The sequence below is a fragment of the Burkholderia sp. Ac-20384 genome (assembly GCF_017104605.1).
GTDB lineage: Bacteria > Pseudomonadota > Gammaproteobacteria > Burkholderiales > Burkholderiaceae > Burkholderia > Burkholderia lata.
The window spans coordinates 35,287-59,080 of record NZ_JAAGPE010000025.1 but is presented as its reverse complement, the minus strand read 5'-3'; the positions used below and the strand labels follow the sequence as shown (position 1 = coordinate 59,080).

The window sequence follows — 23,794 nt, the reverse complement described above, 5'->3', positions numbered from 1 at the left end:
AGCCGCCCAGGTCGTTGCCGTGCGCGATCGCGCCGATGCCGGCCGCCACGGCCGCGGCTGCGCCGCCGCTGGAGCCGCCCGGTGTCAGCGACGGATCCCACGGATTCGACGTGCGGCCGTGCAGGTCGTTGTCGGTGAACCAGCGGTACGAAAACGCCGGCGCGTTGCTGCGCCCGATCACGATCGCGCCGGCCTTGCGCAGGTTCGCGGTCACCGGGCTGTCCTCTTGCGCGATCAGGTCCGAAAACGCGCGCACGCCGTTGGTCGTCGCGTATCCGGCCGTGTCGACGTTGATCTTCACGGTCACCGGCACGCCGTGCAGCGGGCCGACCGGTGCGCCGCGCGCGATCGCGGCGTCGGCATCGGACGCCGCCTGCAACGCGCTGTCGGCCATCACGTCGACGATCGCGTTGATGCGGGGGTTCACCGCTTCAAGCCGCTGCAGGCAGCTGCGCGTGAGTTCGGTGGCCGACACGTCGCGACGCGCGACGCGCTCGGCCATCTCGGCCGCGCCGAGACGCCACAATTCCTGGGTCATGGGTTGCTCCTCGTTGATCTCGATGGTTGTCCTGAACCGGCCGCGCGTCACGCGCCCGGCTGTGCGGCCTGCGGTGCATGCGACGCATAGATCTTGCGGCACGTTTCGACGACTTCCCACGTGCCGCGAAAACCCGGCGGAATCACGAAGCGGTCGCCCGCGCGCAGCACGCGCTCGCGGCCGTCCGCATCGCGCACGATCGCGACGCCGCTCAGCATCTCGCAATACTCCGACTCGTCGTACTCGATCGTCCAGCGGCCGGGCGTGCATTCCCATATCCCGCAACTGAACTGCCCGCACGGGCTGATGTAGTGATGCGACAGCGTCTGCAGCGGATTGCCGTCGAGCAGCAGCCCGCTCGGCACGCGGCTCTGCGTGAGCTTCGCGGGTGCCCGCATCAGGTCGACGACATTCGTGATGTTGGTCATGATTGCCTCCAGGGCATGAGTAATTCGAAACGTTTCAGTGCCGCGCGGCCGGACGAGCCGACCCGCGCGGGTCAGAGCAGGTCCATCATCCGGTGCCAAGTCATCGCGAGCGCCAGCATCGGCGTGCGCAGCGCGCGCCCGCCCGGAAAGTCGCGATGGCGAATCCGGCCGAACAGGTCGAAGCGCGCGGCCTGTGCATCGATCGCTTCCGCGATCAGCCGCCCCGCGAGGCCCGTCACGTTGACGCCGTGCCCGGAAAAGCCCTGCGCGAAATACACGGTCGGCTCGAGCCGGCCGAAATGCGGCGCGCGATTCATCGTCGCGTCGATCAGCCCGCCCCACGCGTAGTCGATCCGCACATCGGCCAGCTGCGGGAACGTCTTCAGCATGTCGCGCCGCATCGCGGCCGCGAGGTCGCGCGGCGTGTTCGTCGAGCTGCTGGCCTTGCCGCCCCACAGCAGCCGGCGGTCGCGCGTCAGCCGGAAATAGTCGAGCGCCGAATTGGTATCGCAGATCGCCGCATCGGCCGGCATCGTCTCGGCCGCGCGCGCGTCGCCGAGCGGCTCCGTCGCGATCAGGTACGTCGCGACCGGAATGATCTTGCGCGCGAGTGCCGGCGCCAGCTGCCCCAGGTACGCATTGCAGGCCAGCACGACATGACGGGCATCCACGTGTCCGCGTGCGCACGTCACGCGGTGATACGGCGCGGCGCGATCGAGCGAAATCGCGGGTGTGTCCTCGTGGATCGTCACGCCGGCCTCGCGCGCCGCCCGTGCGAGGCCGAGCGTGTAGTTCAGCGGATGCAGGTGGCCGCTGCCTTCGTAGCGGAGGCCGCCGACGTAGCGGTCCGACGCGACGAAGCGATGCATGTCGGCGCGCTCGATGAATTCGTAGCCGCGATAGCCGAAGCGGCTCGCCGCGGTATCGCGCCACGCACGCAGCCCATCGAGATGGCGCGGCTTGTTCGCGGCAGTCACGAAGCCGGAGGTCAGGTCGCAATCGATGCCGTACCGCTCGACCCGCTGCCGGACGATCTCGACCGACTCCAGCCCCATCGCCCAGACGCGCCGCACGTCGTCTTCCGGCAGGTAGGCCGAGAACGTATCGATGTCGCACGCGTACCCGGCGATCAGCTGGCCGCCGTTGCGCCCGCTCGCGCCCCAGCCGATCCTCGACGCTTCGACGAGCACGACCGAATGGCCGCGCTCGGCGAGCTCGAGTGCCGCGGACAGGCCGGTGAGCCCGCCGCCGATCACGCAGACGTCGGCCGTCACGGCCCCGTCGAGCGACGGATGCCGTGCGCGGTTGTTGGCCGTCGCTGCATAGTAGGACTGAACATGTTGCTGGTTTTCGAACTTGAGCATGTGCAAGACTCGCGAACGGCGTCGCGTCAGAACGCGTAGATGAGTTGGGTGGCGAGCAGGTCGTTCGACTTTTCGTACGACCCGTCGTGACGCAGGAAGACCTTATTGCTCGCCCAGTCGTGCCGGTATTCGACCTTCACCGTCACTTGCTGGGTCGGGTAGAACAGCAGGTCGAACGCGGCAGCCTGCCGCGTCGCGCCCTTGCACTCGAAGCCGACGCCGCCGTTCGCCTTCGACATCGCGAGGCAGTCCGCATCGATGCCGAAGCCGTTGTACGGATCCATCCCGTTGCCGTTCAGGCCGATCGACGATCCGCCGCCGCCGTTCTTCCGGTTCACGAGCAGGTCGTAGCGCAGCGTCGCGCCCATGCGGCCGACCACCGGTGCGTTGAACTTGCGGTGCGCGAGCAGCGACAGCCCGAACCACTGCGCGAGCCCGCCGTTGAACGCGCCGTGCTGCTGCTGGCCGTAGTCGAACTCGGCGTTGTACTGCGCGTCGGCGAGCGTATAGGTCGCATCGGCTTCGCCGAAGAAGAACGCGCCGTACGCGCTCGGTGCGTTGCCGCCCACACCGTAGCGCACGTTGCCGGTCGCCGGATCGACCGCGCTCGGCAGCGTCTGCCGGCCGATGCTGATCGAGCCGCCGACGTCGAGCGCGCTGCCGTGCAGGTAGTCGACCCGCGCGGTGAAGGTCGGCACCTTGTTGCTGGTCGTGATCGGGTCGCCGAGCGCGTTGACGCCGGTCTGCGTGACCGCGCCCGCGCTGCGGAACTGCTCGTTGCCGACGAAGAATTTCCACGCCCAGTGGCCGTCCGCGCTCTGGTAGTTGAGGCCCGCGCCGATCGACGAGCCCGGATCGGAGAAGTCGTACAGCAGGTTGTGCGTGAGCGTCAGCATCTGGCTCGACTGCTGGTACTCGTAACCGGCGAAGCCCGTCACGAGCCCGCCGGTGAGCGCCGTCGTGCCTGACAGCGGCACGGTCAGGACGGCCGTGTTGATGATGTCCAGGCCGCTCGCGCCGCTGCCCGTCATCATCGACAGGCCCGCGCCGCGGTTCGGCATCAGCGTGATTTCCGCGGACGGCGCGGTCGGGCCGACACCGAACGTCTTCTTGATGTCGAGGAACACATCGCCGAACGTGCTGTTGTAGTAGGTGTACGCGTTCTCGTGATTCGCGAACTGGAACGACGACGTGCCGGCCCCCCGGTTGTAAACGTAGGTCGGGTCGAGGTAGCCCGTCACCGACAGCCCGGCGATCGGGCCCGTGCGCGCGGCATCGGTCAGCGAATCGACCTTCAGCTGCTGGTTCGCGACCTGTTGCCGGATTTCCGACAGATCGTCGTTGGTCAGCACGGCCGGTGCCTGCCCGTAGCCGGGTGTGGACGGGTCAGCCGCCGCGGCGGTCGCTGCGTTGGACGCATTCGTTGTGTTCGACGCCGCCGGTACGGCCGAAGGCTTCGTGCCGAGCTGCGATTGCAGCGCGCTCATCTGCCGTTGCAGCACCGCGATCTGTTGCTGCAGCGTGCGGATCTGGTCGGCGCTCGAGTTCGCGGCAGCCAGCCCCGGCAGCGCTCCGGCGATCAGCGCGCAGAGCATCTTCTTTTTCATGGAATGTCTCCTGGTCGTTCGTCTTTGTTCGTCACTTCGTGGGATGCGGGATGCGGTCGTGCAGCGGCGGCGCGGCAGGCGCGCGCGCGGGTGGGATGGCGGACGGCGATGCGGGGGAACCGGATACCTCGGCCGAGGACGCCGCGTGCCACATCCGCGTGTCGCGCGCCTGCCGCCGCTCGCGGGCCAGCATCGCGCGGTTCACGACGACGACGCCGATCGTCACGACGGTGATGAATACCGTGGCGAGCGCATTCATCTCCGGGTTGAGCCCCATCCGCACGCGGGAGAACACGACCAGCGGCAGCGTCGTCGATCCGGGGCCCGACAGGAACGCGGACAGGATCACGTCGTCGATCGACACCGTGAACGCGAGCAGCCAGCCGGACACCAGCGCCTGCGCGATCAGCGGCAGCGTGATCACGAAGAACACCTTCCATGGCCGCGCGCCGAGATCGAGCGCGGCTTCCTCGATCGAGCGATCGAGCTCCTTCACGCGCGACTGCACGATCACGGCGACGAACGACAGGCACAGCATCACGTGGCCGATCCAGATCGTCAGACAGCCGCGCCCGGCCGGCCAGCCGAAGGTCTGCTGCATCGCGACGAACAGCAGCAGCAGCGAGATGCCCTGGATCACTTCCGGAATCACCAGCGGCGCGTTGATCATCGCGGCATACAGCGTGAAGCCGCGAAAGCGCCCCATGCGGGCCAGCACGAAGCCGGCCCAGGTGCCGATCGCGACCGACGCAGTGGCCGTCAGCAGTGCGATCTTCAGCGACAGCCATGCGGCCGTGAGCAGTTCGTCGTCGTGCAGCAGCGCGCCGTACCACTTCAGCGAGAAACCCGACCACACCGTCACCAGCTTCGACGCGTTGAACGAGTAGACGACCAGGCTGACGATCGGGATGTACAGGAACAGGAAGCCCGCGCCCAGCACGCACGCGGACAGGATGCGATTCGCGCGGTTCATGGTTTGGCCTCCGCTTCGGTCTGGCTGTAATGGAGCAGCGCCATCGGCACGAGCAGCAGCAGCACCATCGTCACCGTCACCGCGGACGCCATCGGCCAGTCCATGTTGTTGAAGAACTCGTCCCACATCACGCGGCCGAGCATCAGCGTGTTCGCACCGCCGAGCAGCTCGGGGATCACGTATTCGCCGACCGCCGGGATGAACACGAGCAGGCTGCCCGCGACGATGCCGTTCCTCGACAGCGGCAGCGTGATGCGCCAGAACGCGGACCACGGCGTCGCGCCGAGATCGTTCGCGGCCTCGAGCAACGTGAGGTCCATCTTCACGAGGTGTGCATACAGCGGCATCACCATGAAAGGCAGATACGAATAGACCATCCCGATGTAGACGCCCGCGTCGGTGTGATACAGCCGCAGCGGTGTCGCGATCACGCCGAGCGCCGCCAGCGCGTGATTCAGCAGCCCGTCATCCTTCATGATCCCGACCCACGCATAGACGCGGATCAGGAACGACGTCCAGAACGGCAGCATCACGGCCATCATCAGCAGGTTGCGGCGGGCCGGCGCCGAGCGCGCAATGAAATACGCGATCGGGTAGCCGGCCAGCAGGCACATCAGCGTCGATGCCGCGGCCATCTTCAGCGAGCTGACGTAGGTGTTCAGGTACAGGTCGTCCTGCAGCAGCAGCGCGTAATGTTTCAGCGACAGCACGACCTGCACGGTGCCCGCCTCCATCCGCGCGAGCGCGGTGTACGGCGGGATGCCGAGCATCTGGTCGGCGAAGCTGATCTTCAGCACCAGCACGAATGGCAGCGCGAAAAAGATCACGAGCCACAGGAACGGCACGCCGATCGCGACGTTGCGGCCCGACGGCACGAAGCGCGACAACATCGCGAAGCGTCCCGGGCGGGCGCGGCCGGCGCCGGTGCTTGCGGCACCGGACGATACCGACGCGGACGGAGTGGTAGCGGAGGTTCTCATCGTTGCGCCCTCACTGCGTCAGCACGACGCCGCTGGCCGGCGACCACGACACGAACACGTCGTCGTTCCACGCCGGTGCGTTGTCGTTCATCAGGTGCGAGCTCGACAGGTTCGACACCACCGTCTTGCCGCTCGGCAAGCGCACGTGGTACAGCGAGTAGCTGCCCATGTACGCGATGTCGGTCACGACGCCGCGCGCCCAGTTGTGTTTCGAACCCGGTTTCTCGCGCGACACGTGAATGCGTTCCGGGCGCACCGAGATGCCGACCGGCATGCCGAGCGGGCCCGTGACGCCGTGGTTCACATGCATGCGCGCTTCGAGGTCGTCACTTTCGACGAAGATGTGATCGGGTTCGTCCTCGACGACGCGGCCCTCGAACAGGTTGGTCGAGCCGATGAATTCGGCCGAGAAGCGGCTGTTCGGGAATTCGTAGACTTCACCCGGTGCGCCGACCTGCACGATCTTGCCTTCGCTCATCACCGCGAGGCGGCTGGCCATCGTCATCGCCTCTTCCTGATCGTGCGTGACCATCACGCAGGTCACGTCGACCTGCTCGATGATGTTCACGAGTTCGAGCTGGGTCTTCTGGCGGATCTTCTTGTCGAGCGCAGACATCGGCTCGTCGAGCAGCAACAGCTTCGGGCGCTTGACCAGCGAGCGGGCCAGCGCGACGCGCTGCTGCTGGCCGCCGGAGAGCTGGTGCGGCTTGCGCTGCGCGTACTTGCTCATCTGCACGAGCGCGAGCGCATCGGCCACGCGCTCCCTGATCTCGTGCTTCGGCGTGCCTTCCTGCTTCAGGCCGAATGCGACGTTCGATTCGACCGACATGTGCGGGAACAGCGCGTACGACTGGAACATCATGTTCACCGGGCGGCGGTACGGCGGCAGCGACGCGAGATCTTCGCCATCGACGAAGATCTTGCCGGAGGTGGCCGTCTCGAGCCCGGCGAGCATGCGCAGCAACGTCGACTTGCCGCAGCCGGAGCTGCCGAGCAGCGCGAACAGTTCGTTCTTCGCGATCGTCAGGTTCACGTCGTCGACGGCGGTGCTGTCGCCGAATTTCTTCACGACGTTTTCGATGCGCACGAATGCGCCCGCATCGCGGCGAGCGGCGGCCGCAACCGGTGCGGCAGGGAGCGTATGGATCATCGTCGTCTCCCTCAACCGCCCGACTTCAACTGCAGCCACAGACGGTTCTGCATTCGCGCGATGTCGGCGCTGCGCGGCATCGCGAGCGACGTCTTCGCGATCGTCGCGTCGGACAGGTAGATGCTCGGGTCCTGCACGATCGCCGGCGTCACGAACGTGCGGGCAGCCTTGTTGGCGCTCGGGTAGAAGATCTCGTTCGTGATCGCCGCGTTGGTCTTCGGATCCTCGATGTAGTTGATCCACTTCAGCGCGGCTTCCGGATGCGGCGCATCCTTCGGGATCGCCATCACGTCGAACCACAGCAGGCCGCCTTCCTTCGGGTTCACGTAGCGGATCTCGTACGAACGCTTCGCATCCAGCGTGCGCCGCCGCGCGATCCCGACGTCGCCGGACCAGCCGAGCACGACGCACACGTCGTTGTTCGCCAGGTCGTCCGCATAGCCGGCCGAGCTGAACTGCGTGACGTACGGGCGGATCTTCTTCAGCACGTCGTAAGCAGCCTGGTAGTCGGCCGGGTTCTTGCTCTCCGGGTCCTTGCCCATGTACTGCAGCGCCGCCGCGAACGCGGCGTCCGGTGCGTCGAGCAGCGAGATGCCGCAGCCTTTCAGCTTCGCCGCGTTCGCCGGGTCGAACAGCAGCGCCCAGCTGTCGGTCGGTGCGGCGTCGCCGAGCCGCTTCCGGACCGCCTCGACGTTGTAGCCGATCCCCGTCGTGCCCCACGCCCACGGCACGCCATACTGGTTGCCCGGGTCGGCCTTCGCGACCATCTTCATCAGCACCGGGTCGAGGTTCGCGAGATTCGGCAGCTTCGACTTGTCGAGCTTCTGGTACACGCCGGCCTGGATCTGCTGCGCGAGATAGTTCGACGTCGGCACGACGATGTCGTAGCCCGAACTGCCCGCGAGCAGCTTCGTCTGCAGCGTATCGTCGCTGTCGTAGCTGTCGTAGCGCACCTTGATGCCCGACTGCTTCTCGAAGGTGGGTACCGTGTCCTTCGCGACGTACTCCGACCAGTTGTACACGTTCAGGTTGGTGTCGCCGGCATGGACGGACAGGCTGGCCGCGACGGCCAGCGCCGCCGACGTGACGCGCGCGGCGCGCAACGCCGGTTGACGACGGATACGGATACGCATGGGGATTCTCCTTGTGATGGGGATCGGCCGTTGCGCCCGGTCCGGGTCCGGACTCGCGTCAACGCCGTCGAGCGGTGTTCAGCACAAGGGTCAATGTAGAGATCGCGACCGCCAGCGTCAGTCCCGAAAACCGGGACAAACGGCGACGTCGATTCCCGCCGTTTGGGTAGATTCCCGCGTAGGCAGTCGAAAATATTCGTGATACCTGTAGCGCCACCTGAAAATCTTCGACACACGACGTCATGAGCGCTGCGCTGCCCGCCCCCGATCTCCCGTTGAGCCACGTCGCGTTCGTGACCGAAACGCTGGGCGACATCGCACAGGCCGTCGGCACGCCGCAGTTCATGCGCGCCGTCTACGACACGCTCGTGCGCTACGTCGATTTCGACGCCGTGCATCTCGACTACGAGCGCAGTGCGTCTTCCGGCCAGCGCAGCGTCGGGTGGATCGGCAGCTTCGGCCGCGAGCCCGAGCTGGTCGCGCAGGTGATGCGCCACTACTACCGCAGCTACGCGAGCGACGATGCAACGTACGCGGCGATCGAAACCGAAAACGACGTGCAACTGCTGCAGGTGTCCTCGCAGCGCGTGGCGAGCGAGCTGCGCCATCTGTTCTTCGATGCCGGCGACATTCACGACGAATGCGTGATCGCCGGCGTGACGGGCGGCACGCGCTACTCGATCTCGATCGCACGCTCGCGGCGGCTGCCGCCGTTTTCGCTGAAGGAGCTGAGCCTGCTGAAGCAGCTTTCGCAAGTCGTGCTGCCGCTGGCATCCGCGCACAAGCGCCTGCTCGGCGCGATCTCGGCGGACGACACGCCACGCGACGAACTCGATCTCGACCTCGTCGCGCAATGGCTGCCGGAATGGCAGGAACGCCTGACCGCGCGCGAGATGCACGTCTGCGCGTCGTTCATCCAGGGCATGACGTCGGCGGCCATCGCGCAATCGATGGGGCTCAAGACGTCCACCGTCGACACGTACGCGAAGCGCGCGTTCGCGAAGCTCGGCGTCGATTCGCGCCGGCAACTGATGACGCTCGTGCTGAGAAACGCATCGCGGCGGCACGACGCATAGCGTCCCTGCGCGCCGGCCGCCAGCCGGTTGCGCGCGCACCCATCCTCGCGCCGCCTCATAACGATCCGACAATTTATTGGTTCCCTTGACGATGCGCTGTCCGTATCGTTCACCGACTCGTCAGACCAATCGACCAACGGGGGAATCCAACAATGAAACAGGTCCGTTCACTCGCACTGCTCGCGCTACCGGCCGCGCTCTACGCCGCCGGCGCGCACGCACAAAGCAGCGTCACGCTGTACGGCATCGCCGATGCGGGCATCGCGTACGTGCACAACGCGCAGAACGCGAACGGCAGCAATGCGTCGAGCCTAGTCAAGTTCAGCAGCGGCAACCTGTCGGGTAGCCGCTGGGGGCTGCGCGGCACCGAGGATCTCGGCGGCGGCCTGGCCGCGCTGTTCCAGCTCGAGAACGGCTTCAACATCGGCACGGGCGCGCTCGGCCAGGGCTCGCGCGAATTCGGCCGCAAGGCCGTCGTCGGCCTCTCGAGCAGCACGTACGGCACCGTCACGCTCGGCCGCCAGTACGATCCGGTCGTCGATCTCGTGCAAGGCCTCACGCAGGACAACTACTTCGGCGGCGTGTTCGCGACGCCGGGCGACCTCGACAACTACGACAACAGCCTGCGCGTCAGCAACTCGGTGAAGTACACGAGCCCGCTGATCTCGGGCTTCCAGTTCGAAGGCCTGTACGGGTTCGGCGGCGTCGCGGGCGCCACCGGCAGCGGCCGCACGTACAGCTTCGGCGCAAGCTACGCGAACGGCCCGCTGTCGCTCGGTGCCGGCTTCTTCTACGCGAACGGCGGCTCCACCGTCGCGAACGGCGTGCGCAACTGGTCGAGCAGCTCGGACACGCTGTTCAACACCGTGATCAACCAGGGCTTCTCGAGCGCGAAGTCGATCCAGATCGTGCGCGTGGCCGGCCAGTACGTGGCCGGGCCCGCCACCTTCGGCCTCGCGTATTCGAACACGCAGTACGGCGCGGACACGCTGTCGGCGTTCAGCCAGAACGCGAAGTTCAACAACGGCTCGGCGTTCTTCAACTGGCAGTTCTCGCCGGCGCTGCGCGCGGGCGTCGGCTACAACTACACGTCGCTGACGGGCCCGAGTTCCGCGCACTACAACCAGGTCAACCTCGGCGCGGACTACGCGCTGTCGAAGCGCACCGACCTGTATGCGCTGTTCGGCTACCAGAAGGCGAGCGGCAACACGCTCAACGCGAACGGCGCGGTCGTGAAGGCCGCCGCGTCGGTCGGCTCGTACGGGGTGAACTCCGGCACCGATACGCAGGAACTCGCGATCGTCGGGATTCGCCACAAGTTCTGATCGCATCGCCGCACGGCGATAACGACAACGACGACAGCCGGCAGGCGCGCACCGCGGTGCGCGCCTGCTGCGTTTACACTCTCGCGATCCCGTTCCGCACGACACAAGGAGGCCGGCATGCTGACCGTTTGGGGGCGCCGCAATGCATTCAACGTCCAGAAGGTGATGTGGCTCGTCGACGAGCTCGCGCTCGCGCATCGGCACGTGCCGGCCGGCGGACAGTTCGGCGTGCTCGACACACCGGCTTTTCTCGCGATGAACCCGCACGGGCGCGTGCCGCTGATCGACGACGGCGGCACGGTCGTCTGGGAATCGCACAGCATCCTGCGCTACCTCGCCGCGCGTTACGGGCGCCCCGGCTTCTGGCACGACGACCCGGCCGAACAGTCGCGCGCCGACCGCTGGATGGACTGGTCGCAAACCACGCTGCAGCCGACGTTCCTGAACGGCGTGTTCCGGGGCTACTTCCGGACGCCGCCCGAGCAGCGCGACACGGCGCGCGTCGAGCAAAGCATCGCGCAGTGCGCGCAGCACTTCCAGGCGCTCGATACGGCGCTGGCCGGGCAGCCGTTTCTCGCGGGCGATTCAATCACACTCGCCGACATCGCGGCCGGCACGCACCTGTATCGCTACTTCGAACTCGACATCGCACGGCCGGACATCCCGCACGTGCAAGCGTGGTACGAACGGCTGAAAACGCGGCCCGCGTATCGCACGCACGTGATGATTCCGTTCGACGACTTGCGCGGGCGGCTCGATTAGGCAATCGGGCATCGCGCCGGCAGCAGAACGGCTTGTAGGAAGGTTGTAATGACAACGGCGTATGTTGCCGACCTGTACGCCCGCCCGATGTGCGCGATGCGGGTATGACTGACCAACCCTACAGGCAATGCAATGAGCGCTCAGGACATTGCGGTCGATGTTGCGTTCCGCACGGACCAGGCGGTTGCCGCGCATCGCAATGCCGGCCTCGACGCGTTGCGCGCCTGCCTGACGTTGCTGGTCGTGTTTCACCACTGCGCGATCACGTACGGTGCGCTCGGCGGCTGGTACTACCACGAAGTGGCCGCGGGGCCGTCGGTGGAATCCGCGCTGCTGACGCTCTTCTGCGCGATCAACCAGGCATTCTTCATGGGCCTGTTCTTTTTCCTGGCGGGCTACTACACGCCGGGCTCCATCGATCGCAAGGGCACCACCCGCTTCCTGGCCGACCGGTTTCTCAGGCTCGGCTTGCCGCTGCTGGTGTACGGGTTGCTGATCGGCCCCGCGACGATCGCGCTGGCGCAGTCCGCTGCCGGCCACCCGTTTGCGGATATGCTCGGCCGCCTGTGGATCCACGGCACGTTCGACAACGGTCCGATGTGGTTCGCCAGGGCGTTGCTGATTTTCAGTGCTGCTGCGGCACTCTGGAGTGCCGCGTTCGCGCGCACCGCGAGCCGACCGGTCCGGCATCCGTTCCCCTCTGACACGACCCTGGCCGCGGCGGCATTGCTGACGGGTCTCGCGGCGCTGGCGTTGCGATCCCGATGGCCGGTAGGTGTCAACGTATGGGGGCTGCAGCTCGGGTATTTCGCCAGCTACGTCGTGCTGTACGCAGCGGGTTGCCGGGCAGCGCGCGCACGCTGGCTCGAGCATCTTCCGCCGCGGCAGGTCGCCCGGTGGTCGCGCATCGCGCTGCTGACGCTCCCGGTCCTGCCGATCGCCTACCTGCTCGCGAAGCACGTTCCCGCCTTGCGTGGCCATCCGGTCGACGTGGTCTACGCGTTCTGGGAACCGCTCGTCGCATGGGGAACGATACTGTTTCTCGCGAGCCGCTTTCAGCAACGCTTCGAGCGGCTGACGGGGTTATGGCAGCCGCTGGCGCGACGCGCCTACACGATCTACATCATCCATCCGCCCGTGCTGGTCGGTGCGGCCCTCGCGTGGCAAAACGTGCCGGCGGCACCGTTCCTGAAGTTCACCGTGACCGGCTGCGTGGCTTGCGTCGCCTGCTATCTGATCGCCGGTCTTCTGCTTCGGGTGCCAAGGCTCGCGTCGATCCTGTAAATGCCGCGTCAATGTCGCCGCATTCCACCGAATCCGCTCATGCCGCCGACCGGATGCGTGCCGCCGAATTCGTGACCGGCGGTACCCGCCGGGAACGCGCCGTGGTGAAAACCGGCGCCGATCGGCACGCCGAAGCGGCGATGCTCCGTCCCGTTGAAGTGGACGACGTGATCGAAGTGGTGGAAATGGTGGAAGTGGTGAAAACGATCGACGAACACGAAACCCACGCCCGCGCCGATGAAGAGCGGCGGCCCCCAGTACCACAGGTCGGCATACGGATAGTCCGCCGCCGGATACCATAGAACGCTACCGTCGGGACTCTGCACGAACTGCCATGTGCCGTCGTCCTGCAGGCACGCACGCCCGACGATTTGCTGCTCCGTGCCGTCGATGTTCGCTCGCGCGACGACCGCCCGGCAGTTCGTCGTCTCGTCCGCCAGATCGTCGTACGTTTGCGCAAAGACCGCCGCGGAACAGCCGAGACAGACGATGCCTATCCCGGATCGAAACCAGTTGCACATGATCGGCTCCTGCCTGATTGCCCCCGACCACTCGATCGCGCGCGCCGCTGGCGGCACGCGGCCGATCGGATTGCCCGCGCACGATTCACCACGCGGCGCTCACGTGCCGCCGCTTCGTACTGGGTCTCCTGACGGCTAAACGATGCGGCGCACCGGGTTATTCCAGGGGTCTGGTGCGAATGATCGACGCGGGAACCCGCGACGCCCGACCTAGCGCCAGGCGAAGCGCCAGGCAGCCGCTGCCGTGACCCCGAATACCAGATGGGCGACGAGCGTGATCGCGCCACGAACCGGGATGAACCACGGGAAGATCGCGGTGAACGCGTACAGGTTGACGCCGTACAGGATGAGGCCGAACGCGCCGCCCGCGAGGAGCGCGGCCGCGAGCGACAGGTTGCGAATCGCCTTCGCCAGCACGGCCGCGTAGATCAGCGACAGTGCCAGATGGACGAGGGTCGCGACCGCCATGACGAGCGGATCGAAGCCGGCGGACGCGCCGAGCACGCCGCGCCCCATCACGATGGCCGCCGTGAAGCGTGTGTCGCGCAACAGGTTCCCGATCGCGTCGTCGCCGGCGATCGGCCAGAGCAGCAACTCGACGACGGTCGAACCGACAGCCGCACCGAACGCGGCCCAGAGAACCGGGACCAGGCTGACTCGTTTCACTGGGCGCCTCTGTTGCCCCTATTGCCCCTGTCGCAACCGGCCGATGCATCGAGGCGGCATGCGCCCCATCCGCTCCGGCGCCGGTCGCCCCGCGTATGCCCGCAATACCGCACCGGGCGGCCACGCAAAATTACGACGCCCCTTCGCAATCCGACCAGTACGCGAAAGGATCGCGATGTTTCGGATAGTTCTCGTCCAGCCATTTCAGCAACGTCGCCCGCGCGTTGTCCATGTCGGCTTTCAGCGACGAGGTCGTCAGTTCGTGCACTTCGATGGACTTTTCGCGATCGATCACGAAGCAGTTCCAGTCAGGGCCGTCGAGATCCGGATCGTCGGACGCCTTCGACGACTTGCCCCAGCCAAATCCCTTGCGTGCATCAATGTAGTACCGCGGATGCACTTTCAGATACGACATCTCGCCGCCCTGCAGGCTGCTCTCCGCGCGCAGCACGTCGTGTCCGTCGACGATCTGCGTGACTTCCGGAAGCCGGCGCGCCCGCCATCCGACGGGCAGCGTCGCGATGGCCTTGACGCTGTCGTACATCCCCCACTCCAGCCCCCAGGCTTCGGCCATGCGCTTCATGAATGCATTCGCATTCGGATAGCCGCGCAACTGGATCCGGGTCGACAGCGTGACTTCGATCCCGCCGCGACCGCCCGTGCCGGCGGATGCTTCGTCTGCACTCGCTTCGAACGGATTGCCCGGACGCTCCGCACGCGTCGCATCCGCGGGCGCCATGCCCGAAAACAGCTGGTCGAGCGCGGCACGCGCTTTCGACGACTTGTCCGGCTTGTTCATTGCTGACCTCGCTTGCATCCGCACGGATACATACCTTTTTGAATCTGGTTCATCTCTCCACCTCATCGTTTTTCGCGGTCGCATTGTCGTCGATCCGGCGGCCCGAGCCTAGTGCCGCGTATCGCACAACACTTTCTTCGCCCCCACGCGCGTTCCGTGGCGGGGGTCGTCACGATACACCGGCCGGGGCTAGCCGCTAGCCGCCAGCCCCCACCGCCGCCCGCATCCGCTCCATCAACGCCAGCACCTCAGGCCGATTCTCCCCCTTCGCATGCACGAAGTAATACCTGAGCACCGAATCGACCTCGTGCCGGCTCACGCGCACGAGTTCGCTGCGCTTGAGATACGTGTCGGCGAGCGGTACCCGCGCCAGCGCCACGCCGAGCCCGGCCTCGGCGGCCGCCAGCACGAGGTTGTAATCCTCGAAACGGCGATCCTGCGCGCGCGGCTTGAACGGCACGCCCAATGCATCGAACCACGTGCGCCAGCCGGTCACATCGGAATCGTGCAGCAACGGCAGGTCGAGCAACGCGGCATCGCCGCGCCGGCGGCGCTCCTTCGCCAGTTGCGCGGCGAGCCGCGGATGCGCGACCGGATAGAGCCGTTCCGGCATGAACGCGCGGGTTTCGAGCTGACGCCAGTTGCCGCGCCCGTACCGGACCGACAGGTCCGCTTCGCCGCCGGCGATATCCACGTTGCGCAGATCGATGCCGAGTTCGATCCGCAATGCGGGCGCCTCGCTCTCGAGCGCATGCTGGCGCTCGAACAGCCAGAGCTGCGCGAAGGCCGGCACCACGCTCATCCTGACCAGCCGCGGCGTACGTGGCGAGCGCCACTGATCGGCCGCACTGTCGATGATCGCGAACGCCTGCTCGATCCGGCCGACGAAGCGCTGGCCGTCCGGCGTGAGACGCACGCCGCGCGCATGACGTTCGAACAGCCTCAGGCCGAGCCAGTTTTCGACAGCGGCCACCCGCCGGCTGATCGCGCCGTGCGTCACGCCGGAGACGTCGGCCGCAGCCAGGAACGAACCCTCGCGCGCGACCGTGCACACCGTCTCGAGGCTCGCGAGCGGCGGCCGCGAACCCGGCGCCGGCACGGCGGCGGGCGACCCCGCTGGTGCGCGCTTCGCGCGGGTTGAAGCATCGGCCGGCCGCCGGCTCGAGCTGTGAGTCATGGTCATATCTGCGTGCTGATCTGTGCGCTAGCTTAGCATCTTGCCACGCCGCATCATTGCCGCATGAACACGCTCTCCACCCCGTCGTCGCGCCCTGCGCGACAGCCGCTGATCGCGGCCGGCGCGGTCGCCTTCACGATCGTTTCGTGGGCGTCCGCTTTCCCGTTCATCCGGATCGGCCTGCATGGCCTGACGCCGCTGCAGCTCGCGGCGGCGCGCTTCGCCACCGCGGCCGTGCTGATCGTCGCGTGGCTGATCGTGCGGCGGCCGCGCGTGCCGACACGCGGCGACGCACTGCGCTTCCTGCTGTGCGGCTTTCTCGGCATCGCGCTCTACAACGCGCTGCTCAATACCGGCGAACAGACCGTCTCGGCCGGCGCGGCGAGCTTCATCGTGAACACGCTGCCGATCTTCACGGCGCTGCTGGCCGCCGTGTTTCTGGGCGAGCGCTTCAATCGCTGGGGCTGGCTCGGGTCGCTGGTCAGCCTCGCCGGCATCGCGGTGATCGCGCGCGGGCAACCGGGCGGCCTCGTCCTCGGCGCGGGCAGCACGCTGATTCTCGGCGCGGCCCTGTGTTCGGCCAGCTATTTCGTGCTGCAACGGCGGCTGATTCCGGTGTACGGCGCGCTGGCCTGCACCGCGTACACGCTGCTGGCCGGCGCACTGCTGCTCGCACCGTGGCTGCCGGGCGCACTCGTGGCGCTGGGCAGCGGGTCGCGCGACACGACGCTGGCCGTGCTGACGCTCGGCATCTTCCCCGCCGCGCTCGGTTACGCGACCTGGACGTTCGCACTCGGCTACTTCGGCGCGGCGCGCGCCGCCAACTTCCTCTATCTGACGCCGGCGGTCGCGACGGTCCTGTCGATGGCGCTGACGGGCGAGCGGCCCGGTATCGAGACGGTGTGCGGCGGCCTGCTGGCGATTGCCGGCGTGATCTTCGTGGCGTTGCGCGGACGTTCGTAGGATCGCAGGCGCTTCGGCCCGGCGCGATCGGCCCGGCGATCCGCAAGCGAGCTGGCCGGAATGAACCCCGGCATCTGCAAAGCGGAATTCTTCACGAGGGCCATCGACTCGCACCAGTTCGCTGACGCTACCGGACCAGACCGTTAGTTGCGTTAAAACAAGGGCATCGCTCCCGATGAAGCAGGGCCCCGCAACCGGATGCGCAATCGAAATCGTCCAAACTGTGCAGACAAAACGACCGAACAGTTCCGGATTGACCGCACGTCAGTGTGCATGGCTTCGCTCGGGCCACCGGCCGAATAATGGATGCGGCCGTAAGGCCGTCGACAGCGAATCGCAGCCTGTGGCCTGCCGCGGCGCACGATTTCCGGCATCCGGCGCCTCCGAATTTCACGCGCCGGCCGTACTGCGCCCGCCCCGCTACGCGATTCGCTGCAGCGCGCAAAATCGGCTTCATATATATTCATACGAATTGCACCGTATCAGGCCCCGATTCGCCCGCTCGTCCGGGCGGCATGTCGAGGGGCCGGACGCGATGCAAGTGAAGCCCATGATGGGTATGGAGACTCGTCCGATCGCCCCGACCTCGCCGTCGGCCGGTCGAGACGTCAATAGAAAGACATTCAAATCGGAGATGGCAGATGGAACGAAGCACTGTCGGCATGCGCTGCAAACCCCTGATCACCGTCGCACTGGCTGCCGCCGCATTCGCGGCCGCGTCGACCGCGATGGCCGACCAGGTCGTCAAGATCGGCAGCGTCGAACCGACGACGGGCGGCATCTCGCACCTCGGCAAGGACAACGAGAACGGTGCGCGCCTCGCGGTCGAGGAAATCAATGCGAAGGGCCTCACGATCGGCGGCAAGAAGATCACGCTGCAACTCGATGCGCAGGATGACGCGGCCGACCCGCGCCAGGCCACCCAGGTCGCGCAGAAGCTCGTCGACGACAAGGTCGTCGCCGTCATCGGCCACCTGAACTCGGGCACGTCGATCCCGGCGTCGAAGATCTACAGCGACGCGGGCATCGTGCAGATCTCGCCGTCGGCCACGAACCCGACCTACACGCAGCAAGGCTTCAAGACGACCTACCGCGTCGTCGCGACCGATGCGCAGCAGGGCCCGGCACTCGCGAGCTACGCGCAGTCGAAGGGCGTGAAGACCGTGGCGGTGATCGACGATTCGACCGCGTACGGCCAGGGCCTCGCGAACGAGTTCGAAAAGAAGGCGAAGGCGCTCGGCCTGAAGGTGCTGTCGCACGACGCGACCAACGACAAGGCGGTCGACTTCCGCGCGATCCTGACCAAGGTCAAGGGCGAGAACCCGGACGCGATCATGTACGGCGGCATGGACGCGACCGGCGGCCCGCTCGCGAAGCAGGCGAAGCAGCTCGGCCTGCGCGCGAAGATCCTGTCGGGCGACGGCGTGTGCACCGACTCGCTGGCCGACCTGGCCGGCCCGGCGGCCGACAACGTGACGTGCTCGCAGGCGGGCGCTGCGCTCGAGAAGATGCCGGGCGGCGCGGACTTCCTCGCGAAGTACCAGAAGCGCTTCAACCAGGGCATCAAGTTCGATGCGCCGTTCGCGTATGACGCGGTCTACATCGCGGTCGACGCGATGAAGCGCGCGAACTCGACCGATCCGGCGAAGATCCTCGCCGCGATGCCGGCAACGAAGTACGACGGCGTGATCGGCACGACGACGTTCGATTCGAAGGGCGACCTGACGCACGGGATCATCTCGATCTACGGCTACAAGAGCGGCAAGAAGACCTTCGTCGACCAGGTGAAGATGTAACCCGCCGCGGCGCTGGCACGACGGGGACGCCACCCGTCGGCGCCGGCGCCGCGCGGGCCGATTTCTGATTCACGGAGACGAAGCATCATGTGTGCAATGGCGTATGCGGAATTTCAACAGGAGTTGAAGAAGGCACAGCTGACGGCGCGCGAGTTCGCCCGCCTGATCAAGATGAACGAAAGCTCGATCACGAACTATTCGAGCAAGGGCACGGTCCCGTCCCACCTCGCGGTCATCGCGAAACTGATCGGCACGATGGCTGCGCACGAGATCGATTTCCGGCGCGTGATCCGGCAGATGCGGATCGAGCCGAAACGGCCGCGCGGCGGCGGCACGTTTCCTGCGGTGGAAAAAACACGTTCCGAAACGACCCGCGACGACGAGTCGTAACCCGCGGAAGGTTGGTTCCGCGCCGATGGCCGTAGCCGGCGCCCGGTTACCGCGCGTCACTTGAACGCGTATCGCCGCAGGAATCCCGGCACCGCCGTTCGCGTCGAACGCGATCCTGCGGCCGCACCGTCGCCCCCTGCCGCGCGGAAGACGCGAAACCGCGCCTCCGCGCCGCGCCGCCCACTCGCCTGCCTGCGTCGAACCGCTGCTAGTGCGCAGCGAGATACCCTTTCACCGCCGGTAGCGCCGGCTTGCCGTCGAACGTCGTGACGCCGGCCAGCCATGTGTCCAGCATCGACGTGTTCCGTTTCAGCCATTCCGTCGCGGCCTGGTTCGGATCCTGATGGTTCATGATCGGAATCATCAAATGATTCTCGAGCTCGGTCGTGAAATGCAGGTTCGACGCGAACTTCGCGACGTTCGGGCACCGCGCCTCGTAATCCGGCGGCTCGACCGTGAACACCTTCGCCTCGCCGTAGTTCGGGCCGAACACGTCATCGCCGCCGGACAGGTAGTTGATCCTGTGTTACGCATTCATCGGATGAGGCTCCCACGCGAGAAACACGATCCACTGCTTGTCGCGAACGGCCCGGTTGAGCTCGACGAGCATGCCTGCCTCGCTCGATTCCACCAGCTTGAACTTGCCGATCCCGTCCTTGTTCTCCCGGATCATCTTGCCGATCAGCTGGTTGCCGTCGTTCCCCGGCTCGATCCCGTAGATGCGGTACTGCAGCTTGTCCGCATACTTCGGCAGATCCGCGAACGTCCTGAGCCCCGCCTGATACACGTAGTCCGGCACCGCCAGCGTGAATTTCGCGCCTTTCAGGTTCGGCTCGGGAAGGACCTTGATCGAGCCGCTCTTGACGAACGGCGCGATGATCGGATCCATCGACGGCGACCAGTAACCGAGGAAAATGTCGATCTGCTTGCTCTTGACCCCCGCAAACGCGATCGGCACCGATGCGATCGTCTTCGACGGGTTGTAGCCCAGCGCGGACAGCATCGTGGAAGCCAGCCCGGTCGTGGCCGCGATGTCGCTCCAGCCGACATCGGCCATTCGCACGTTTCTGCAGGCCGCCGGCTCCGCCGCGCCGGCGGAATGGACTGCCGCGGACATGCACAGCGCGGCGACCCGCGCCGCCATACCAGTTCGATTCATGGTGATACCTCGGGTTGCGTCGTTGAAATGATCGGGATCAGGCCAGCGCACCGGCGGATTCGCGGGCCCGGCGTTCGTGACTCGGTGCGTGTCCGAAGAAAGTGCGAAAGGCCTTGCTGAAATGCGTGACGCTCTGGAATCCGCAGGTCTTCGTGACGGTCGCGATCGACATGTTCGAGTAGCGGATCAGTTTCCGCGCACGCTTCAAGCGCAGGCCGACGTAGTACTCGTGCGGCGTCACGTCCAATGCGTCCCTGAAGACGCGCTGCAGGTGGCGCATCGACACGCCGGACAACCGGGCCAGGTCCGGCACCGTGAGCGGCTCCTCGATATTCGCCTCCATCAGCCGCACCGTCTCGATCAGTTCCTCGCGCGAAAAGCCCACCCGTGACGCGATCGGAATCGGCTGCGGATCGGTCACGGCCCTGACCCGCTCGATCGAGAATTGCTCCGAGATATGCCGGGCCATCGGCGGACCGAGATCCGACGCGATCAGGTGCAGCATCATGTCCAGCGGCGCCGTTCCACCGGTGCAGGTGACGCGATCGCGGTCGATGGCGAAGAGTTCGTCGACGAAGCGGACGTCCGGAAACTCGTCATGCAGCTCGGACAGCACCTCCCAGTGAACCGCGCAGCGATAGCCGTCGAGCAGGCCGCTGGCCATCAGCGCATAGGCTCCCGTGCACAGCCCGCCCACCGCGACGCCGCGCGCGGCCAGGGTCCGGAGCAGCCGTTTGGTCCCGTCGTCCACGGCGTCGCGTACGTCCCATCCGCCGCAGACGAACATCACGTCGGGCACGCACGCGGCAAGGTCCAGCGGGCACGCCGGCCCCGCGACGATGCCGTTGCTGGCGCGAATCGCCGTTTCGTCGACCGAGTAAATGGTCCAGTCGTAGCGGGAGAAGCCGAGCAGCTGGTTGGCCATTCGCAATGCCTCGATCGCACTCGTCAGCGCAATCATCGAATACTTTTCCAATATCAGGAATCCGAAATGACTGAATGTCGATTTCATCGCATCGATCCTCTCAACCTCTATTCAACCGGCATCATGCCCGCCGGTCGGCGCCCGCTTTCACGCGCCGCCGGCCATCCCTATTCCGCGCATTGCCCGACGATCCAGTCGCAGAAGATCCGCGCCTCCGGGCTCAACAACGTATCGCTCGGATGCAGCAGATAAAACCCGCGGCCGGTCCGCACCGAGGTCTCGATCGGCCGCACCAGCACCCCGGTCGCCAGCATGTCGTCGGCCAGATAGCGCCATCCCATCGCGATGCCCTGCCCGCCCATCGCGGCCTGCAGGACTGCCGGATAGTTGTTGATGTAGAGGTCCTGCCGCGGCTCGGTCAGCGCGATGTCGTGATGCGCGAACCAGGTCGCCCAGTCCATCCAGTCCCAATGACGCGTCTCGAGATGGATCAACGTCGCGCTCAGCAGATCCCGCGTGTGCGCCATCGGCGCGAGTCGGGCCAGATACGCCGGCGTGCACACCGGGAAGATCTCTTCCTCGAGCAGGAACCGCGCGTTGCAGGCCGGCCAGTAGCCGTCGCCGAACTGGATCGCCAGGTCCGCGCCTTCCCGGATGTTGCGCGTGTCCTCATCCGACGCATCGACGTGAATGATGATCTCCGGATGCTCGGCCCGAAACTTCGGCAGGCGCGGAATCAGCCAGTGCGACGCGATCGCGAGATCCGCCGACACCGTGACCGTCGACGTCGACGCCTGCACGCGCAATTCGTACGCGGCGGCGGCCAGCAGATCCAGCGCCGCATTGACGGTCCGCTGGAACTTCCGCCCGCCGTCGGTGAGCGACACCGCCTTGTGAGACCGCACGAACAACGCGCAGCCCAGCGTTTCCTCGAGCAGCCGTATCTGCCGGCTGATCGCGCTCTGGGTCACGCACAGTTCCTCGGCGGCACTCGTGAAACTCTCATGCCGGGCCGCTGCCTCGAACGCGGTGAGATACGACAGCGGCGGGAGGTGCTTCAAGCGGCTAACCATGTCGGGGGCTTCTCTCGGGACGGAAGTCGGTCGTATTGCGGCGCGTCGAAGCGGGCGGGCCGCCGGACCGGCGCAACGTGCATTGCCGCCTGAGTCGAGCCGGTTCATCGACGCGAACATCACTGTCCTTTCACCAGTGAAAGGCCTCGACCCGCTTGCGCCGGCAACGGGGCATCTCGCTGCGCGGCAAACAGCGCGTCGAGCCGCGCCAGCGTCTGCTCGCGAAACGCCGTGCTGCGCCGAAGCGTCATGTCCACGTGCAGCAAAAGGGCTTCCATCGTAGCAAAGTGTTCGGCGTCGATCGGGTGCCGCATGGTCAGGAAAACCCGACATTTCCTGCTGTCGTGCTCGAGCACGCGGGCCGTGACGACGAACGGCGCGCCCAGCCCGATTTCCTTCAGGTAATGCACGACGGTTTGCAGCGTATAGACCGACACCCGCTCGCGCGATCGGAACGCGTCGTCCATCCCGATGCCGTCCAGCCAGCGGTCGATCGACTCGCTGAACACGCGCACGTAGCACGCGTCGTTCATGTGCCCGTTGTAGTCGATCCACTCCGCGCGTACCTGCCCTTCATGGACCACGAGTTCCGCTTGCATCTGGCGCCATCCTTCGACGTGTCGTCGACGTATGCCGGGCGGCGGCTTCGTGCCGGCGCCCGGCGGGTTTCATCGGGCCGCGACCTTCCGCTCGCCCACCACATCGATCGCGCGGGTCGGGTACGCCGCATCCGTGATCGCCTTGCTCGCTTCGACGATCTTGCGGTCGCGCTCCGCCGCCAGGTCGTGGAATTGCCGGCCGTCTTCTTCCGCCTTCACGCCGTCGACCAGTTTCCGGATCGTCTCCGGATCGAGCGTCGGATGGCCGAGATCGTCCCACCAGCGATGGAACGACGGCGCAAAACGCTCGCAGAAGACGCCGAGCCCGTGGCCGCCGCTGCCGAGGTTGAACAGCATGTGCGGCCCCATCACCGACCATCGCAGGCCCGGGCCGGCAGAAACGGCCTTGTCGACGTCGCCGACCGTCGCGACCCCTTCGACCACCAGATGAATCGCTTCCCGCCACAGTGCCGCCTGCAACCGGTTCGCGACGTGGCCCGGCACTTCCTTGTTGACCCGGATCGTGATCTTTCCGCAGGCGGCGTAGAACTGCTCGGCGAGTTCCAGCACGCCGGACTCGGTCTTCTCGTTGCCCAGCAGCTCGACCAGCGGAATCAGATGAGGCGGATTGAACGGATGCCCGAGGATGAAGCGGCCCGGGTTCTTCCAGCCCGCCTGCATTTCCTTCACGAGCAGGCCCGATGCGCTGGAGCAGACGATCGCGCGAGGATCGAGATGATCCTCGATGCGCCGGTACAGCGCATGCTTGATCTCGATCCGCTCGGGCACGCTTTCCTGCACGAACTGCGCGCGGGCCACGGCTTCCTCGGGCGTCGACACGAAGCGCAACCGTCCCGGGTCACCCCGCCGGGCCAACCCGAGCCGCTCCAGGCTCGGCCACGCGTGACGCACATAGTCGCGAACGAACGCCTCCCCTTCCGGCGACGGATCGTATACGTCGACCTCCAGCCCGGCCGCCAGAAACAGCGCGGCCCAGCTTGCGCCGATCGTGCCGGCGCCGAGAATGCCAACGACTTCGATGCCATGGGGCATGTCATGCTGCGTGCTCATCGTGCTCTTCCATCCTGAATTCGAGTATCGGGAGA

General features: G+C 66.4%; 22 protein-coding genes and 2 pseudogenes. 7 read left to right on the top strand and 17 right to left on the bottom strand.

Going from position 1 to position 23,794, the window contains the following annotated elements; genetic code table 11:
• From G3O00_RS07555 to G3O00_RS07520, 8 genes and pseudogenes are all read right to left on the bottom strand, one after another.
• On the bottom strand, positions 1 to 538 hold a 538-nt coding region (locus G3O00_RS07555; protein ID WP_241025019.1), incomplete at its 3' end, for an amidase family protein.
• 47 nt (positions 539 to 585) lie between these two features.
• Positions 586 to 966 (bottom strand): cupin domain-containing protein, encoded by a 381-nt coding sequence (locus G3O00_RS07550; RefSeq protein ID WP_011350363.1) that lies wholly within the window; start codon positions 964 to 966, stop codon positions 586 to 588.
• Between the two features lie 71 nt (positions 967 to 1,037).
• The gene (locus tag G3O00_RS07545; protein WP_206142608.1) at positions 1,038 to 2,330 is read right to left on the bottom strand and encodes an FAD-binding oxidoreductase; all 1,293 of its coding nucleotides are present in this window, start codon (positions 2,328 to 2,330) and stop codon (positions 1,038 to 1,040) included.
• Positions 2,331 to 2,356: 26 nt separating this feature from the next.
• Entirely contained in the window at positions 2,357 to 3,937 is a 1,581-nt protein-coding gene (locus tag G3O00_RS07540; RefSeq protein ID WP_206142607.1) for a DUF3138 family protein, read from the bottom strand.
• A gap of 31 nt (positions 3,938 to 3,968) precedes the next feature.
• Positions 3,969 to 4,910, bottom strand: coding sequence for an ABC transporter permease subunit (locus G3O00_RS07535; RefSeq protein WP_206142606.1), 942 nt, complete (start codon positions 4,908 to 4,910; stop codon positions 3,969 to 3,971).
• Complete coding sequence (locus G3O00_RS07530) at positions 4,907 to 5,890, bottom strand: ABC transporter permease subunit (RefSeq protein ID WP_206142605.1); 984 nt, start codon at positions 5,888 to 5,890, stop codon at positions 4,907 to 4,909. The genes G3O00_RS07535 and G3O00_RS07530 overlap by 4 nt, the downstream gene beginning before the upstream one ends.
• Before the next feature lie 10 nt (positions 5,891 to 5,900).
• Positions 5,901 to 6,980, bottom strand: a pseudogene (gene potA, locus G3O00_RS07525) (polyamine ABC transporter ATP-binding protein); the annotation flags it as partial.
• Between the two features lie 71 nt (positions 6,981 to 7,051).
• Positions 7,052 to 8,173 carry a polyamine ABC transporter substrate-binding protein gene (locus tag G3O00_RS07520; protein WP_011350369.1) on the bottom strand — a complete coding sequence of 374 codons (1,122 nt, stop codon included), beginning with the start codon at positions 8,171 to 8,173 and terminating at the stop codon, positions 7,052 to 7,054.
• A 242-nt stretch (positions 8,174 to 8,415) separates the two neighbouring features.
• Here G3O00_RS07520 and G3O00_RS07515 point away from each other — a divergent pair, with 242 nt between their 5' ends.
• From G3O00_RS07515 to G3O00_RS07500, 4 genes are all read left to right on the top strand, one after another.
• Positions 8,416 to 9,249, top strand: coding sequence for a helix-turn-helix transcriptional regulator (locus G3O00_RS07515; protein WP_011350370.1), 834 nt, complete (start codon positions 8,416 to 8,418; stop codon positions 9,247 to 9,249).
• 152 nt (positions 9,250 to 9,401) lie between these two features.
• Positions 9,402 to 10,574 (top strand): porin, encoded by a 1,173-nt coding sequence (locus G3O00_RS07510; protein WP_011350371.1) that lies wholly within the window; start codon positions 9,402 to 9,404, stop codon positions 10,572 to 10,574.
• A 117-nt stretch (positions 10,575 to 10,691) separates the two neighbouring features.
• A complete protein-coding gene (locus tag G3O00_RS07505) occupies positions 10,692 to 11,336 on the top strand; it encodes a glutathione S-transferase (protein ID WP_206142603.1) in 645 nt (214 codons plus the stop codon).
• A 132-nt stretch (positions 11,337 to 11,468) separates the two neighbouring features.
• The gene (locus tag G3O00_RS07500; RefSeq protein ID WP_206142602.1) at positions 11,469 to 12,620 is read left to right on the top strand and encodes an acyltransferase; all 1,152 of its coding nucleotides are present in this window, start codon (positions 11,469 to 11,471) and stop codon (positions 12,618 to 12,620) included.
• An 8-nt stretch (positions 12,621 to 12,628) separates the two neighbouring features.
• Here G3O00_RS07500 and G3O00_RS07495 read toward each other — a convergent pair whose 3' ends face one another.
• The 4 genes from G3O00_RS07495 to G3O00_RS07480 all read right to left on the bottom strand — a co-directional run bounded on the left by G3O00_RS07495 (position 12,629) and on the right by G3O00_RS07480 (position 15,789).
• Positions 12,629 to 13,141, bottom strand: coding sequence for a hypothetical protein (locus tag G3O00_RS07495; protein ID WP_011350373.1), 513 nt, complete (start codon positions 13,139 to 13,141; stop codon positions 12,629 to 12,631).
• A 210-nt stretch (positions 13,142 to 13,351) separates the two neighbouring features.
• Positions 13,352 to 13,807: a sodium:proline symporter gene (locus tag G3O00_RS07490; protein ID WP_206142601.1), complete on the bottom strand. Its 456-nt coding sequence runs from the start codon at positions 13,805 to 13,807 to the stop codon at positions 13,352 to 13,354.
• Positions 13,808 to 13,937: 130 nt separating this feature from the next.
• On the bottom strand, positions 13,938 to 14,606 hold the full coding sequence (locus tag G3O00_RS07485; RefSeq protein ID WP_011350375.1) for a hypothetical protein: 669 nt from the start codon (positions 14,604 to 14,606) through the stop codon (positions 13,938 to 13,940).
• A gap of 196 nt (positions 14,607 to 14,802) precedes the next feature.
• The gene (locus G3O00_RS07480) at positions 14,803 to 15,789 is read right to left on the bottom strand and encodes a LysR substrate-binding domain-containing protein (protein WP_206142600.1); all 987 of its coding nucleotides are present in this window, start codon (positions 15,787 to 15,789) and stop codon (positions 14,803 to 14,805) included.
• A 57-nt stretch (positions 15,790 to 15,846) separates the two neighbouring features.
• On the opposite strand from G3O00_RS07480, the gene G3O00_RS07475 reads away from it, so the two are divergent.
• The 3 genes from G3O00_RS07475 (at position 15,847) to G3O00_RS07465 (ending at position 18,932) form a co-directional block, all read left to right on the top strand.
• Positions 15,847 to 16,746 carry a DMT family transporter gene (locus G3O00_RS07475; protein WP_174928951.1) on the top strand — a complete coding sequence of 300 codons (900 nt, stop codon included), beginning with the start codon at positions 15,847 to 15,849 and terminating at the stop codon, positions 16,744 to 16,746.
• A 641-nt stretch (positions 16,747 to 17,387) separates the two neighbouring features.
• A complete protein-coding gene (locus G3O00_RS07470; protein WP_011350378.1) occupies positions 17,388 to 18,542 on the top strand; it encodes a branched-chain amino acid ABC transporter substrate-binding protein in 1,155 nt (384 codons plus the stop codon).
• Positions 18,543 to 18,629: 87 nt separating this feature from the next.
• Positions 18,630 to 18,932, top strand: a complete 303-nt coding sequence (locus G3O00_RS07465; RefSeq protein ID WP_011350379.1) for a hypothetical protein — start codon at positions 18,630 to 18,632, stop codon at positions 18,930 to 18,932.
• A gap of 208 nt (positions 18,933 to 19,140) precedes the next feature.
• Here G3O00_RS07465 and G3O00_RS07460 read toward each other — a convergent pair.
• The 5 genes and pseudogenes from G3O00_RS07460 to G3O00_RS07440 all read right to left on the bottom strand — a co-directional run bounded on the left by G3O00_RS07460 (position 19,141) and on the right by G3O00_RS07440 (position 23,759).
• Positions 19,141 to 20,091, bottom strand: a pseudogene (locus G3O00_RS07460) (choline ABC transporter substrate-binding protein).
• 37 nt (positions 20,092 to 20,128) lie between these two features.
• Positions 20,129 to 21,103, bottom strand: coding sequence for a GlxA family transcriptional regulator (locus tag G3O00_RS07455; RefSeq protein ID WP_206142599.1), 975 nt, complete (start codon positions 21,101 to 21,103; stop codon positions 20,129 to 20,131).
• Positions 21,104 to 21,183: 80 nt separating this feature from the next.
• Positions 21,184 to 22,077 (bottom strand): LysR substrate-binding domain-containing protein, encoded by an 894-nt coding sequence (locus G3O00_RS07450; protein WP_206142598.1) that lies wholly within the window; start codon positions 22,075 to 22,077, stop codon positions 21,184 to 21,186.
• Between the two features lie 131 nt (positions 22,078 to 22,208).
• Positions 22,209 to 22,688 carry a thioesterase family protein gene (locus G3O00_RS07445; RefSeq protein ID WP_206142597.1) on the bottom strand — a complete coding sequence of 160 codons (480 nt, stop codon included), beginning with the start codon at positions 22,686 to 22,688 and terminating at the stop codon, positions 22,209 to 22,211.
• A gap of 69 nt (positions 22,689 to 22,757) precedes the next feature.
• Positions 22,758 to 23,759 carry a 3-hydroxyacyl-CoA dehydrogenase NAD-binding domain-containing protein gene (locus G3O00_RS07440; protein ID WP_206142596.1) on the bottom strand — a complete coding sequence of 334 codons (1,002 nt, stop codon included), beginning with the start codon at positions 23,757 to 23,759 and terminating at the stop codon, positions 22,758 to 22,760.
• Positions 23,760 to 23,794: the final 35 nt, after the last annotated feature.